At 57.5% G+C, this 13,784-nt stretch carries 13 protein-coding genes and 1 pseudogene; 7 read left to right on the top strand and 7 right to left on the bottom strand.

All coding sequences use genetic code 11. From position 1 onward, the window contains the following. Nucleotides 1-109: 109 nt before the first annotated feature. Nucleotides 110-577 (top strand): GNAT family N-acetyltransferase, encoded by a 468-nt coding sequence (locus RYB66_RS11830; RefSeq protein WP_054996609.1) that lies wholly within the window; start codon nt 110-112, stop codon nt 575-577. A gap of 13 nt (nt 578-590) precedes the next feature. On the opposite strand, the gene RYB66_RS11835 is transcribed toward RYB66_RS11830, so the two are convergent. Then, a complete protein-coding gene (locus RYB66_RS11835) occupies nt 591-1,091 on the bottom strand; it encodes a GAF domain-containing protein (protein ID WP_002555174.1) in 501 nt (166 codons plus the stop codon). A gap of 345 nt (nt 1,092-1,436) precedes the next feature. On the opposite strand from RYB66_RS11835, the gene RYB66_RS11840 reads away from it, so the two are divergent. Both RYB66_RS11840 and RYB66_RS11845 read left to right on the top strand, forming a co-directional pair. Further along, nucleotides 1,437-2,705: an OmpP1/FadL family transporter gene (locus tag RYB66_RS11840; protein WP_005745311.1), complete on the top strand. Its 1,269-nt coding sequence runs from the start codon at nt 1,437-1,439 to the stop codon at nt 2,703-2,705. Nucleotides 2,706-2,934: 229 nt separating this feature from the next. Then, nucleotides 2,935-3,432, top strand: coding sequence for a hypothetical protein (locus RYB66_RS11845; RefSeq protein WP_029241037.1), 498 nt, complete (start codon nt 2,935-2,937; stop codon nt 3,430-3,432). Between the two features lie 47 nt (nt 3,433-3,479). Here RYB66_RS11845 and RYB66_RS11850 read toward each other — a convergent pair whose 3' ends face one another. The 6 genes and pseudogenes from RYB66_RS11850 to RYB66_RS11870 form a co-directional block, all read right to left on the bottom strand. Further along, on the bottom strand, nt 3,480-5,069 hold the full coding sequence (locus RYB66_RS11850) for a hybrid sensor histidine kinase/response regulator (protein WP_004666227.1): 1,590 nt from the start codon (nt 5,067-5,069) through the stop codon (nt 3,480-3,482). Between the two features lie 46 nt (nt 5,070-5,115). Continuing rightward, nucleotides 5,116-5,745 carry a response regulator gene (locus tag RYB66_RS11855; RefSeq protein WP_004656736.1) on the bottom strand — a complete coding sequence of 210 codons (630 nt, stop codon included), beginning with the start codon at nt 5,743-5,745 and terminating at the stop codon, nt 5,116-5,118. A gap of 216 nt (nt 5,746-5,961) precedes the next feature. Further along, nucleotides 5,962-6,843, bottom strand: coding sequence for a methyl-accepting chemotaxis protein (locus RYB66_RS26575; RefSeq protein ID WP_369812046.1), 882 nt, complete (start codon nt 6,841-6,843; stop codon nt 5,962-5,964). After that, nucleotides 6,820-7,587 (bottom strand): annotated as a pseudogene (locus tag RYB66_RS26580) (MCP four helix bundle domain-containing protein); the annotation flags it as partial. The gene RYB66_RS26575 and the pseudogene RYB66_RS26580, both read right to left, overlap by 24 nt. Nucleotides 7,588-7,854: 267 nt before the next feature. Next, nucleotides 7,855-8,778, bottom strand: a complete 924-nt coding sequence (locus RYB66_RS11865; protein ID WP_316894439.1) for a proline iminopeptidase-family hydrolase — start codon at nt 8,776-8,778, stop codon at nt 7,855-7,857. Between the two features lie 94 nt (nt 8,779-8,872). Further along, complete coding sequence (locus RYB66_RS11870; RefSeq protein ID WP_004656728.1) at nt 8,873-9,637, bottom strand: LuxR family transcriptional regulator; 765 nt, start codon at nt 9,635-9,637, stop codon at nt 8,873-8,875. 339 nt (nt 9,638-9,976) lie between these two features. Between RYB66_RS11870 and RYB66_RS11875 the strand changes: the two genes are divergently transcribed. Genes RYB66_RS11875 through RYB66_RS11890 form a run of 4 tightly spaced genes read left to right on the top strand, consistent with a single transcriptional unit; the run spans nt 9,977 to nt 13,744 of the window. Then, on the top strand, nt 9,977-10,924 hold the full coding sequence (locus tag RYB66_RS11875) for an ABC transporter permease (RefSeq protein ID WP_005745304.1): 948 nt from the start codon (nt 9,977-9,979) through the stop codon (nt 10,922-10,924). Then, a complete protein-coding gene (locus RYB66_RS11880) occupies nt 10,921-11,778 on the top strand; it encodes an ABC transporter permease (RefSeq protein WP_316894441.1) in 858 nt (285 codons plus the stop codon). Before RYB66_RS11875 ends, RYB66_RS11880 begins: the two co-directional genes overlap by 4 nt. Then, on the top strand, nt 11,775-12,767 hold the full coding sequence (locus tag RYB66_RS11885; protein ID WP_046835327.1) for an ABC transporter ATP-binding protein: 993 nt from the start codon (nt 11,775-11,777) through the stop codon (nt 12,765-12,767). Before RYB66_RS11880 ends, RYB66_RS11885 begins: the two co-directional genes overlap by 4 nt. After that, complete coding sequence (locus tag RYB66_RS11890) at nt 12,764-13,744, top strand: ABC transporter ATP-binding protein (RefSeq protein ID WP_316894443.1); 981 nt, start codon at nt 12,764-12,766, stop codon at nt 13,742-13,744. The genes RYB66_RS11885 and RYB66_RS11890 overlap by 4 nt, the downstream gene beginning before the upstream one ends. Nucleotides 13,745-13,784: the final 40 nt, after the last annotated feature.

The following is a 13,784-nucleotide window of genomic DNA, read 5'->3' on the forward strand; positions in this document are numbered from 1 at the left end:
TGCCATTCGTCGTTTGGTTACACATCAGCAAAACGGTCATGGCTCGGTATCAACGAAGCCGGCTTTCACTGTGCTCTTCATGTGCGGTTTATCTGCCCAGGTACGAAAAATGGACATCAAGGTTCGACCCGCACGGAGAGCAGACGCTGACGCCATCAGTCGAGTGGTGCTGGCTGCCTTGCGCACCAGCAATGCCAGGGATTACCCAGTCAGTGTGATCGAGCGCGTGCAACTGAGTTTCAGCCCGTCTGCCATTGAGCGGCTCATGCAGCAACGTCGGATGTTTGTGGCGGTGGCGGTGGCGGTGGCGGGGGAGGTGGTTGTCGGAACTGCCAGCCTGGAGGGTCAGGTTGTGCGCTCGGTGTTTGTCGACCCTGACTGGCATCGTCGGGGCGTCGGGCGTTTGTTGATGGCAAAGCTGGAACGTGTCGCCCTGGAGACTGACATAGGGCTGCTGATTGTGCCGTCATCCTTGACTGCGCAGGAGTTTTACAAGGCGCTGGGTTTCAGGTTAGTGCGAGAGCATCAGGAAGGGGAAGAGCGCACATTGATCATGGAACGGCAATTGCGCACCTGAGGCATTCCATGCCTTAAGCAGTGACTTCCTGCATTTCCTGCAGTTGGTAGTGCGCGTACAGCGTGCTGGCGATCAACGTGCAGAAGACTTTCAGGGTATCTAGCGTATCGGCGTCGTCGAGTGGCGTCGGCAGGTTGTCCAGACCGCAGAGCGTGCCGAAAAAGTCTCCGTTGGGGAAAATGATCGGCAACGAGAAATAGCTCTGAAAACCGTAGAGTTTCGGGATGGGGTGCTCTGCGTAGACCGCATCCGTGGCAACTTCGTTGATCACTATAGGACGCTTGTGCTGGCGTAACTCATTGCACAGCGTGGTTTCCAGTTTGAGCTCGTGGCCGGCCTCCAGTCCGAACTTGATCTCGTCGTACACAGCACATGCCGTCCAGCTGGTTTCGGTTACTTTGGCAATTGCCGCGAATCTCAGGCCGGTCAGCCGGGTCACCAGCCTTAAAAGGCTGGAAGTGGCCTCGATCTCACTGATGACTGCCAGCTCTGCTGAAGTCAATTTGTTGTTCAAAATGCGTCACCCTGGTCATAAAAGCACTGATGCAGCCTTGGCAGTACGCCTGACGCTGCCGATCTTGTGCAGGAAGTGATCGTGCCATACCTGATCGTGGCTTACATAAAATATTGTGTTCCTCGCCTCCAACTATTTAACGAGTTTAATGCCCTTGTCAACGTTAAGGACTTACCCAAGAGGTGTGTACTAGTACATGTGTACTATAGGGATCCTATTTTTGCGTTGATAAAATCGCAGGTTTGCCAGCGCATGGAATGCCTGAAAACACTTTGCAGGTGTATGCAGGCAGTTTCCCCTTCAAACGGGTTGACCGGACCCCCTTTACTGCGAGCATTGAACACCATGCACAAGACGACCCTGGGCTTCACGGTTGCCATGATTTCTACGCACTTGTATGCAGGTGGCTTTGCGCTTAACGAGCAAGGTATAAGCGGCATGGGCACAGCGTTTGCGGGCCGGGCCTCTGCCGCCGAAGATGCCGGCACGGTATACGGCAACCCTGCAGGCATGGCGCGTCTGGCCGGCCAGCAGGTCACCGGTGGCGCTACCTTTATCGATGCATCGACGGATATCAGCCAGGTGAGTGGACGTTCGAGCGGCAGCAACGATGGCGACATGGTGCCATTCAAGGCCATCCCGTTCGGTTTTTATACTCGCAGGCTGAATGAACACTGGGCCATCGGCCTTGGCGCGTACGTGCCGTTCGGTCTGGCGACGGATTACGAACGCGGTTTTCAAGGGCGCGCCTTTGCCAGCAAGAGCGATGCAAAAGTTCTGACCCTGCAACCGACATTGAGTTATGCCTTCAATGACAGGGTATCGGTGGGCTTCGGGCCGACCATCAATCAGTTTGCCGGCTCGCTGGAGTCGGACCTGACGCTTAACCCGGCCATCGCCGACAGTAATGTGAAGGTGAAGGGCAAGGATGTCGCGCTGGGCTTCAATATCGGCGTTCTGGCCAGCCTGACTGATACCACGCAGGCTGGTTTGACCTACCACTCCAAAGTGCGCTACGACCTGGATTGCCACACCGAGGTTGCCACAGGTGCCGGTACGCCAGCCCAGTTGCTGAGCAGCAATCGCTATGACTGCTCGCTACAGGTCGATACTCCTGAATCCTACGAATTGTCAGTCACCCAGAAGCTCACCGATGCCTGGACACTTTATGCGGGGACGACCTGGACGCGCTGGAGCCGCATGAAGGACCTGAGTTTCAGCACCGAGAACATCAGCCCTGCGCGTGGAGGGATACTTGCTGCGTCCTTGTCTGGCGCTATCGCTGGCGGGCTGGACTGGCACGATACCTGGGCCTATGCGCTCGGCACATCGTATCGACTGGATTCACACTGGTCGTTGCGTACCGGCATCCGTCTGGATCAGTCACCGACCAGCAATACCAATCGCTCGCCACGCACACCGACCGGCGACCGTACGATCTTCAGTGTGGGGGCGGGTTATGACGTCAGCAAAGAACTGACCCTTGATGTTGCCTACGCCTATCTTAAAGAAGAAAGCGTTGATGTCAGCCGTGCCAATGCGCTGGCCAGTTACAGCGCGCGCTATCAGAACCGCGCCAGCTTTTTGGGCGTGGGGGCGACTTACCGTTTCTGAGAAAGTTGTCAGTCTGCAGAAGCAGTACATCCTTACTGTTACTAGTACATCCGTACTATGGCTGGCCATGGTTCGGCAACTTAAGCTAATGCGCTGAATAACACCCTGACTTGTTGATGGCAGACGACGTTTTTATAACGTCGCCGGCCGCGCGTGCGCGACCGTAACAGGTCTTGCAGTGGTGTAAACGGATCACTCACAACAGACTTTGTTTTCAGAGGGAACGCGCATGGGTATTTCTCGCCATTTGGCAAACATAAGGGGGTTGGCGGCGATTACGCTGGTCACAGCAACCATGACGGCCTGTTCGACCGGTGGCGGCAACCCGCTCGATACCCTGACCGGTGATTACAAATATGCGCCTGACTATATAAAAGCCAACATCATTGCCCGCAAGTCGACCAAGGAACAGATTCGCCAGGCGTTTGGTGCGCCTTATTCGGCGCAGGACAATGTGTCCGATAACAGCTCTGAGTGGTACTACGACCGTAACGAATCAGGTCTTAACTCATTGACCAAAATGGCGGTCAAGTACTCCAACCGATACGGTTCCGGAGACGCGGCATCCACCTTGCTTCAAGGGCAATCGCGTATGGGCGATGCGCAGGAAATGATAGGCGACGCAAGCACACTGAGCGGCACGCAAGCTACCGGAAGAAAAGCGTCGATTACGCGCATTTTCATCAAGTTCAAGGGCAATGTGGTTGAGCGCTTCACAACTGATTGACCACAGCTCGCTGCCCAACGTCTGCAAGCAACACATTCCAACGACTGTCAGTACACCGCCGAACCGGCCTTGAAACTCAGCAACAGCGAGCGCAGTTCGACCGGCCTTACCGGTTTTGATAGAACGGGGATATCCGGATCGTTCAGCGTCTGCCGGACGTGCTGAAGCTCATGGCCGGTAATCACGATAGCGGGTATGCGCCTTCCCTGCAGCCCGCTCAGGTAGGCAATGCAGTCGGCGCCCGAGGCCGTACGATCCAGATCGAAGTCAGTGACTACCAGATCACAGTCAACACTGATCTCGGGGATGCTGCTGAAGGTCTGTACCTCGCAGCCCCATCTGCGCAGCAACATGGCGGTGGCTTCAAGCACGTTGCGATTGTCTTCGATCAGCATGACGCGCAGGCCGGAAAGCAGGCGGGTATTCCAGTTGATTTCGATGTTGTTCACCGGCTGGCTGGCGGCCACGGCTTTCAGGCCGCTGACGGTTACCGCAGTGCCGCGCTCGGGCACTGAACTGATATTGACCCGCAGATTCATGAGCCTGGCGATACGGCTGACGATACTCAGCCCCAGGCCAACACCTTCAATATCACGGTCACGCTTCTCGCGGACGCGATAGAACTCGTTGCACAAGTGCGGCAAGTGCTCGGCGGGTATGCCGCGGCCCCGATCATAAACACCAATGCTGACTGTGCCTTTTTGCCGGCGACAGCCAATCAGAATCGGTTTGCCCGGCGCGTATTTGAAAGCATTGGAGACAAGGTTCTGCAACAGCGTGCGCAGCAAGGCCGGGTCGGTCCAGACGTGATGGTTGCCGCTGTGTACGCGAATGTCCACGCCAGCCCAGGTGGCAGCCTCGCTGTTCTGAGCGGCCAGCCCGTTGAGCAGTGCATCCAGGTCGACTGATTCGGGGCGCGGTGCGACTTCGCCCTGATTGAGGGTGTAGATGTCCAGCAACGAACGAAACAGTTGTTCTACCGCACTCAATGCCCGGTCGATGTTATTTACCAGACGTTGTTCGTTATCGCCCAAAGCCGCATCGCGCAGGCAGGCAGTAAACAGGCTGATGGAGTGGATCGGCTGGCGCAGGTCATGACTGGCCTGAGCCAGAAACCTTGACTTGGCCTGATTGGCCGCCTGGGTTTCTTCAAGGGCCATGTGCAGTCGGCCAAGCAGAAAATAGACAAACAGTGGCAGGACCAGCATGGTCAGGATCATCATGACGGCCACAGCATGGTGTTCACGCAGAAACGGCGTGAGCACGATGATGATCATCAACGAAATCATGGAAAAGCCGGTTGCCAGCAGCAGGTAGTTGCGCCCGTAGCGCATGCCGTAGCCGACCGTCATGCTCAGCATTACCGAGTACACCGGCAACATGGCCTCGCCGCCAACCGAGATCGTTACGATTCCCGCCAGATTATCGGTCACCAGGGCAAACAGACGTCGTCTGCCGGAGGCACCCGGGCGCTGGGCAATGCGTATGATCAGCCCCACCGTGACGACGCCGAAGCCCATGCAATAAGCCAGGATCACAAATAGCTTGTTCTCTGACATTTCACCCATCCCATACGCGATCAGTGCGTAAAGGATCGATGTGGCAATGACCGCCATGCGCAGCAGCGCCTGAGTCATTTCCAGGTCTATTCGTTGGGGCAGTAATGACATGACGGCTACCGTCTCAGTGCTGTTTGCCGGCCAGGCTGGAAAACTGTGCAGCGGCAGCCGATCGGGTGGACACACCAAGCGCCTTGAGCAGGCTGGAGACATGAATACGCACGGTAAAGGGTGAAATACCCAGATCCCTGGCGATTTCCTTGTTGGTTTTTCCCGACGCCACAAGCCCCAGTACTTCTCTTTGACGTGCGGTCAGATGGCTGATTGCGCCAGAGTCCAGATCGCTCAGTAACGAACCTTCGGGCTTGTACTTGACCACCACTTCGCCATCGCGGATGGCGATGATGGATTCGGCAATTTCCAGGGGGTCTATATTTTTGCCAATGAAGCCATCCGCACCCTGAGACATGACCTGTGAAATGGTGTCCAGATCATCGACCATCGAGACGACAATGATTGAAGTGCGTTTGAACTCGCTGCGCAGGCTGCCGATGGTCTGCATCGAAGTGAGCCCCGGAAAGCGCAGGTCTAGCACTAGTGTGTCGACCTCATCACCCCGGCGTGCGAGGGTGAGTACTTCATCCAGATTGCCTGCTTCTTCAATAATCGCTTCGGGTATCAGCCGCTCGATAGTACGCAGCATGCCCTCACGAAACAGCGGGTGGTCGTCGGCCACAATGATTCTGCACGGCATACCTCATACTTCCCGTATTCAAGTAGCGCGCATCATACCTGATAGCAGGTATTTGTATCGTTAATGAAACACATGAAATGCAACTTTAATGGCAGTCGAGTGCTGGCATTTTGTTATTGTTTTTTTGCCAGAAATGGCACTAGCGCTATGAAAAGGTGCAGCAGACGAATCTGCTGCCCTGTCGCCATGCCTGATAGTTATGGATCCCGTTTCGCATCATGTCTTGAAGCGCAGTACAAGATCATTCAAGTTGACTGCCAACTGCGAAAGTTCGGTACTGGCAATCAGTGTTTGCCGGGTGCCTTCGCTGCTCTGTACGGCCAGATCACGGATGCTGATCAGACTTCTGTCAACATCACGTGCTACATGCGCCTGTTGTTCCGATGCCGCAGCGATCTGCAGGTTACGGTTATTGATTTCCAGTACCGAGTCGGTGATCTGGCGCAGCGATTGTCCGGCGTCTTCTGCTGTCTTGCGAGTACTGTGGACTTCCTGAGTGCTCTTCTGCATGGACTCGACTGTGGCCGAAGAACCGGCCTGAATCGCCGAGATCATCTGTTCGACTTCCTGAGTGGACGTTTGTGTGCGGTGCGCCAGCGCGCGTACTTCATCAGCCACCACGGCAAACCCCCGGCCTTGTTCACCGGCACGCGCGGCTTCGATGGCTGCGTTCAATGCCAGCAGGTTGGTCTGCTCGGCAATTCCGCGAATCACGCCCAACACTTTGCTGATGTCCTGTGCCTGGCCGGCCAGGGCCGTGACTTGTGCAGAGGAGCCCTCGACCAGGCCGGTCAGGTTGTGCATGGCGGTCAGGGTTTCGGTCACGCGCTGGTTGCCCAGATCGGCAGAGAGGCTGGATTGTTGGGCGGCCTGGGAGGTAGACGTAGCATTACGAGCGACTTCTTCTACGGCAGCACTCATTTCGTTTACAGCAGTGGCGGCCTGTTCGATTTCGCTGTTCTGTTGTTGCAGTGTACGGTCGGCGCTTTCGGTGATTGACGTCATCTCGACGGCAGCGGTACTTAATTGGGCGGATGCGCCGGAAATCTCATGAATGGTGGTACGCAGGTTCCCCGACATGGTGTTGAGGGCCGTCATCAAGCGTGATGCTTCGTCGCTGCCGGTAATGCCCAGTTGCCGGGTCAGGTCGCCTGCGGCGATGTCTTCTGCCAGTTTGAGGGAAGCGTTGAGCGGATCGACAATACTGCGTGTCAGGGTAATCGCCAGAACCACAGTCAGAAGGGACGCTGCAATGACAACGGTCAGCAATACATTGACGCTGTGGTTGTACACGTCGGTGGCATCTTTTCCGGAGCTCACGGCTTCTTCAGCGTTGTGCCCACGCAGGGTGGTGAGTTTTTCCTGATAGGCATTGGCGCGCTGAACCTGTTCTGCGTTAGCAAAGGAAACAGCTTTCTCATGATCGGAACTGTCCAGGGCGATGATCTGTTTCACGCCGTCGATGTAGGCCCCCATCTTGCTGTTGGCGTCTTCGAATTGCGCACGGTCGGCTTCGCCCGAAATCAGATTTTTCCGATAAAACTCGCTGTTCGACCTGAGCGCCTCTATCGCTTCCCGGGCTTTGGCTTCTGCTGTGCTGTGCACGGCAGGATCGGTACTGGCGAGCATCCTGATGCTTTCCAGACGAGCGTGAAGCAGGGCGATCTGAATGTCGTCGACGACCTGAATGCTGGGCAACGAGTTTTCTTCGATGTTCTGCTCGGCCGTGCGCAGATGGTCGATCTGCACGTAGGAGAATCCTCCGAGGCCAATCAGCAGCAAGGTAATAACGCCAAAAAACAGGGATGCCCTGCGTGAAATATTCAGCGATCTGATGTTCATGGTTGCCTCCAGCGGCAAAACAGGCGGAAGGGCAATGCGTTCCTTTCCGATATCTGTTTTTCTGCTGACGCCTGAGGAGCTTTAATTAATCGCGATGAAAGTTATTTCATGATGGACATAATGCCATGTGGGTTCTGTTAAGCATCAGGCGCTAAAAGTCCCCGTCATAGAGTGAATAATGTTAACGGTTTACACAGTTCACTATTTCTAAAGTATTAACTCTAGTTGTAGGGGGGTCGAGGTCTGTGTTCAGTCGGGACTGCAGGACTAAGCCGCTGACACGGTAGCGGCCACAGATAACTTATCCAGAAAACCTGCTACGCAGCCCATGCACGCCATTCTTTCTTCCACATGGGGCATGTGGCTGGACTCTCTGAACACCGACCAGCGAACGTCAGGGATGTTTTCCACGTAGGGTTTCACCACGAGTGGAGTGGCTTCGTCGTAAAACCCCGAAATCACCAATGTCGGGACCTTGATGTTTTCCAGCCTGTCGACAATGGTCCAGTTTTTCAGGGTGCCGATAACGTGAAACTCGGTAGGGCCATTCATGGCGTGATACACGGTCGGGTCCGCATCGATCTGGTCGAAGGTGCGTTTCACCTCGTCCGGCCAGGGTGTGATGCGGCATACATGACGGTCATAAAATGCCCGCGATGCTTCAAGGTACTCAGGGTCAGTCAGCGTTCCTGCCTGCTCGTGCTTGAGCAACGCAGCTTGCACAGCTTCAGGCAAGTCCTCGCGCAGTCGGTTGGCCTCGCTTACCCAGGTCTGCATGTCTGCCGGGGAGTTGGCAACAATCAGCGCTTTCAGCCCTTTGGGCTGGAGCACCGAATGCTCCGAAGCCAGCATGCCGCCCCACGACTGGCCCAATAACGCGTAATTGCCTTCGATGCCCAAGTGGGCAAGCAGGTTGTTCAGCTCTCTCAGGAACAGATCGACTGTCCAGAATTCGCGACTCTCATGGGGCAGGTGAGTCGACTTTCCGTTACCCAACTGGTCGTAATGGATCACCGCCTGACTGGTACTGGCGAGGTCCTTGAACGAGTCCACGTAATCATGGGTACAGCCGGGGCCGCCGTGCAGAATGACCAACGGTGTACGCGGGCCTTGCAAGTTGCCGGTGACGCGATACCACGTCTGATAGTCGCCGAACGGCGCAAAACCTTCCTTGATCGTCATGTCTGCCATGTCGCCGGTCCCTGCTGGATAGTTCGGGGCACCATAGCGCTGCGCGTGGCATCTTAAAACTATAGAAAATGATAGGTTTTGGCTGATGAACCGGTCATTGGTCGAGTAAACGGTAGTGAACGGCACGCACGACTGCCTGCACACGGTTTTTGGCTCCCAGTTTCTGCATGGCCGAATTCAGATGCAGCGTCACCGTGGCGACCGAACGGTTGAGCTGATCGGCGATTTCCCTGGCCGTCAGCCCTTCGGCAGACCAGCTCAGGCATTCACGCTCGCGGCGGGTGAGCTTGATCGCATTACAGGAGCGCATCTTCTGGTCAAACAGCGGGTAGGCGACTTCCTGAAAGGCATGAGCCAGCAGACCGAACTCGGCCAGGCTCTGCCGGGCATCTTCCAGTGCAGCGTCGCTGCTGTCGGAACACAGGCCTGTCAGGGTGGCGAAACCGCCCTTGGGCATGTGGATAGGCACCGTCACGCCACACGTCATGTGTGAGTCATGCAGGTAGCGCACCACCGGCTTGTGCATGTCGGTGATAAAGGTTTGTAGCACCGTTTCAGCCTTGGGCTGGTATGACCATACAAAAGGCGAAACGCTGGCCACCGCCAGGTGTTGCACCGGGTCGATCTGGTAGTACCCCTGGCTGCACCAGAGTGCGTGCCAATCGGCCGGGGTGTTGCGCAATGAAAGCAACGAAGGTGTGATCAGTGCTCCATCATGGGACACAGGCACCGGGCTGTAATCGTAAATCACTGCATCGAATCCAAGCTCCGATGCCAGTAACAGTGCGCAATCCATTTGCTGATCCACTGTAGATGCCGATTGCAGACGCGAATTGAAATCCGACAACCTGATATGCATGGCTTGACCTCCTTTGTCATAGAGCCGGTGTAGGGGGCTTAATATAGCAATTAGCAAGGACAGTGCCACGCCTGCGTCCAACCGGCTGTCAGTCGTGTAAAACCTATAAGAATTGCTAGCTGTTTGCCATGGCGCTGCGCGATAGGGTTGAGGCCATGAGCGACGTCCGCAAAGGTGAGGTGCGATGGGGTATGCGAGCAAGGCGGATGAGCGCAAAACAATCAAAGTCGACGGATGGTCAATGTTCGACTACAACTTCGCTCTGCCCTTTTGCGTGAAAGGGGTGGCGGCGTACTTTCCGGTCCTGCTGAATTTTCTGTCACAGCATCGGGGCGTCTGATGAATCTGGGTCGTTATCGTTTTATTCTCCAGCGTCCGTTGCAGTTGCTGCCGGTCCTGTTCGGCATCAGTCTGGTGACCTTCATTCTGGTGCGCTCGATCCCCGGTGACCCGGCGCGCATCCTGCTGGGCGCCCGTTCCACACCGCAGGCACTGGCCAACATCCGCGCCCAGTACGGGCTGGATGAACCCTTGTGGACGCAGTATGTGTACTTCATGAAAAACCTCTTGCAGGGCGATATGGGTAAATCGCTGCTGTACAAGATCGATGTGCTCAAACTGATCGTTACCCGGCTGGAGCCTACCGTGTTTCTGGTGTGTGGCAGCGTCCTGCTGGCTCTGCTGATCGCCGTGCCTTTGGCCACGGTCGCTGCACGCAACAAGGGCAGTTGGGGCGATAACCTGATTCGTGTCTTCACCACCACGGGGTTGGGCATGCCGGCATTCTGGCTGGGCATCATGCTGATTCTGCTGTTCAGTGTGCAGCTTGGCTGGTTTCCGGTGTCAGGTTACGGCAGTGACTGGCTGGACAAGGCCCACCACATGGTGCTGCCATGCCTGACCATTGCCCTGGCTCTGTCCGCGGTGCTGATTCGCAACCTGCGCGCCAGCATGCTCATGGAGCTGCAGGCTGATCATGTCACTGCGGCGCGGGCACGTGGCGTCAGTGAAGGCGCAGTGTTTCGTCGTCACGTACTGCCCAACTCGCTGGTGCCGTCAATCAACCTGCTGGCAGTGAACATCGGCTGGCTGATCAGCGGCACTGTCGTTATCGAAAGCCTGTTTGCCATCCCCGGCATCGGCCAGCTGCTGGTGCGCGGCATCTTCAGTCGCGATTACATGGTGGTGCAGGGGGTAGCCATGGTGCTCGCCTGTGCCACGGTAATCGTCAACTTTCTCGCTGATGTGGCCACTGTCGCGATAGACCCGCGGGTGAACATCAAATGACCATCGCCCACGCCCCTCTGCGCCCACACTGGCGTTCGCGGCTGCGCCTGCGCAACGGCCGGCTGGCGATGCTGCTGGGTGCCTCATTGCTTGGTGTGTGGCTGCTGCTGGCACTTTTCGCGCCGTGGCTGGCACCTTATGACCCGATTTACCAGAACACCGAACTGCGCATGCTCGCACCGCACCTCGCGCATCCGTTCGGCACCGACAATTTTGGCCGCGACATTCTGTCCAGAGTCATCTGGGCGGCACGCATCGACCTGCAGATCTGTGTGCTCGGGGTGGTTTTCCCGTTCATCATCGGCACGTTTGTCGGCGCATTGTCGGGCTATATAGGCGGTCGCTTCGACAACCTGTGCATGCGCGTGATCGACATCGTTCTGGCCTTTCCGTTTCTGGTGCTGATGCTGGCGATCATTGCGATTCTCGGCCCTGGCCTGAGCAGTTTCTACATCGCCATGGCGCTGGTGGGCTGGGTGTCTTACGCGCGGCTGATCCGTTCACAGATTCTGGTCCTCAAGGAAAGCGATTTCGCCCTGGCGGCCAAGAGCCTGGGGTTTGGTCACCTGCGTATTCTGTTTCGCCATCTGCTGCCCAACGCGATGTTCGGCTCGATTGTGTTTTCCATGTCTGATGCGGTGCTGGTGTTGCTCAGTGGCGCGTCGGTCAGCTACCTGGGCCTGGGCGTGCAACCGCCGTTGGCCGAGTGGGGCACGATGGTCGCCGAGGGGCAGGCGTTTCTGACGTCTGCGTGGTGGATCTGCACCTTTCCGGGGCTGGCCATCGTGACGCTGGCCATGGGTTTCAGCCTGCTGGCGGACGGCGTTGCCGAAACCCTCGGAGAGCGGCAATGAGTACGCCGGTGCTGAAAGTCAGCGAGATGAGCGTGATTGCGAACAGTCGGGGGCGCGAGGTAACGCTGGTTGACCGGTTGTCGTTCGATCTGCAGCAGGGCGAGATTCTCGGGCTGGTCGGCGAAAGTGGCTCTGGCAAGACCATGGCTTGCCGGGCATTGATGCAACTGATGCCATCGCCGGACCTGCACGTGCGCGGTGGTTCGGTGCTGCTCAATGGTGTCGACCTGCTGAAACTCGATGCAGCCGGCATGCGTGCCATGCGCGGGCGGCGGATCGGCATGATCTTCCAGAACCCCAGCAGTCATCTGGACCCGCTGATGCGTATCGGCGAGCAGATTGCCGAAGGCTTTCGTCTGCACCAAGGCGCTTCGAAACGTGAGGCACGGGCGCAGGCGATTGATCTGCTGCGTCAGGTCGGCATTCCCGACCCGGCTTCGCGTGTGGATAACTTTCCCCATGAGTTTTCCGGCGGCATGCGCCAGCGCGCCATGATTGCCGTGGCGCTGGGCTGCGGGCCGCAGGTGCTGATCGCCGACGAACCGACCACCGCGCTGGACGTGACGGTGCAGGCGCAAATCCTGCGGCTGTTACTGGACCTGCGTGACCGTCACGGGCTGTCGTTGATCATGATTACCCACGACCTGGGCGTTGTAGCGCAAACCTGCGACTCCATCGCGGTGATGTACGCCGGTCGCTTGTGTGAACACGGCAGCAAGCGCGACGTGCTGGCCCGCGCCCGTCATCCTTACACCCGCGGCCTGATCGACTGCCAGCCTGCCAGCAGCACGGGCAGTGGCCTGCTGCGCACCATTCCCGGACAGCCGCCATTGCTCGATGCGCTGCCCGCTGGCTGCCGTTTTCATGCGCGCTGCGGTCATGCGGGCGCAGGCTGCGTCGAGACACTACCCCTGATGCGGTCGATGGGGGTTGCCCATGAAGCGGCCTGTCACTATCCGCTGGCAGATTCCCGAGGGGCCGTATCATGAGCGGCTACAGGCTGTTGAACGTCAACGATCTGGTGGTGCGCTTCCCGGCCCCCGGATCAGGTTTCATGGGTCTTAACAAGCGTTGGGTGCATGCCGTCAACGGTGTGTCGCTGAGCATTTGTGCGGGTGAAACGCTGGGCCTGGTGGGCGAGTCTGGCAGCGGCAAGAGCACGCTGGGGCGCGCCATTCTGCGTCTGAACGACATTACTTCCGGGCAGATCGTCTTCGATGACGTCGACATGGCCCAGGGCAGCGGTATCAGTCTGCAGCGTTTGCGCAGTGAAACAGCAATGATCTTTCAGGACCCGTCCTCCTCGCTCAACCCGCGCATGACTGTCGGTGCCACGCTGGCCGAGGTGCTGAAAGTGCAACGCAAGGTCAGCGCATCCGAGATTCCGGCGCGGGTCATCGAGTTGCTCGACATGGTCGGTCTGCGACCCGAATTTGCCGAACGCAAACCGGGTGCCTTGAGCGGCGGGCAATGTCAGCGTGTCGGCATTGCCCGCGCACTGGCCATCGAGCCGCGGCTGATCATCGCCGACGAGTGCGTGGCGGCGCTGGACGTGTCGATTCAGGGGCAGATCATCAACCTGCTGCTGGAACTACGCCAGCGCATGAACCTGGCAATTCTGTTCATTGCCCACGATCTCGCCATCGTGCGCCGCCTGTGTGACCGGGTGGCGGCGATGTACCTAGGCAAAATCGTTGAAGAGGGCCCGGTCGAAGAGGTCTTTCTCAAGCCGCGTCATCCCTATACCGCGGCGCTGATCCAGGCTATTCCGGAGATTGATCCGGATCGTCCGCTGCCCGGTGAGCCCTTGCAGGGCGAGCCACCCAGCCCCCTGAGTTTGCCCGCTGGCTGCGCCTTTCATCCGCGTTGCCGGTTCGCCAGACCGACCTGTTCCAGTGTCGCGCCACCCACCCGGCATGTCGGCGAGCAGCGCTACGACTGTGTACTTGATGAACCCGTTTTTTGATCCAGATCTACAACAAACATCTGTCCCGACACCGGCAAGG

The organism is Pseudomonas syringae group sp. 243L2, from assembly GCF_032587875.1.
Lineage (GTDB): Bacteria > Pseudomonadota > Gammaproteobacteria > Pseudomonadales > Pseudomonadaceae > Aquipseudomonas > Aquipseudomonas amygdali.

Coding starts and splice junctions, on each gene's coding strand:
- RYB66_RS11830 (WP_054996609.1), top strand. CDS start 110: ATGGACATCAAGGTTCGACCCGCACGGAGAGCAGACGCTGACGCCATC.
- RYB66_RS11840 (WP_005745311.1), top strand. CDS start 1,437: ATGCACAAGACGACCCTGGGCTTCACGGTTGCCATGATTTCTACGCAC.
- RYB66_RS11845 (WP_029241037.1), top strand. CDS start 2,935: ATGGGTATTTCTCGCCATTTGGCAAACATAAGGGGGTTGGCGGCGATT.
- RYB66_RS11850 (WP_004666227.1), bottom strand. CDS start 5,069: ATGACTCAGGCGCTGCTGCGCATGGCGGTCATTGCCACATCGATCCTT.
- RYB66_RS11855 (WP_004656736.1), bottom strand. CDS start 5,745: ATGCCGTGCAGAATCATTGTGGCCGACGACCACCCGCTGTTTCGTGAG.
- RYB66_RS26575 (WP_369812046.1), bottom strand. CDS start 6,843: ATGACGGCCCTCAACACCATGTCGGGGAACCTGCGTACCACCATTCAT.
- RYB66_RS11865 (WP_316894439.1), bottom strand. CDS start 8,778: ATGGCAGACATGACGATCAAGGAAGGTTTTGCGCCGTTCGGCGACTAT.
- RYB66_RS11870 (WP_004656728.1), bottom strand. CDS start 9,637: ATGCATATCAGGTTGTCGGATTTCAATTCGCGTCTGCAATCGGCATCT.
- RYB66_RS11875 (WP_005745304.1), top strand. CDS start 9,977: ATGAATCTGGGTCGTTATCGTTTTATTCTCCAGCGTCCGTTGCAGTTG.
- RYB66_RS11880 (WP_316894441.1), top strand. CDS start 10,921: ATGACCATCGCCCACGCCCCTCTGCGCCCACACTGGCGTTCGCGGCTG.
- RYB66_RS11885 (WP_046835327.1), top strand. CDS start 11,775: ATGAGTACGCCGGTGCTGAAAGTCAGCGAGATGAGCGTGATTGCGAAC.
- RYB66_RS11890 (WP_316894443.1), top strand. CDS start 12,764: ATGAGCGGCTACAGGCTGTTGAACGTCAACGATCTGGTGGTGCGCTTC.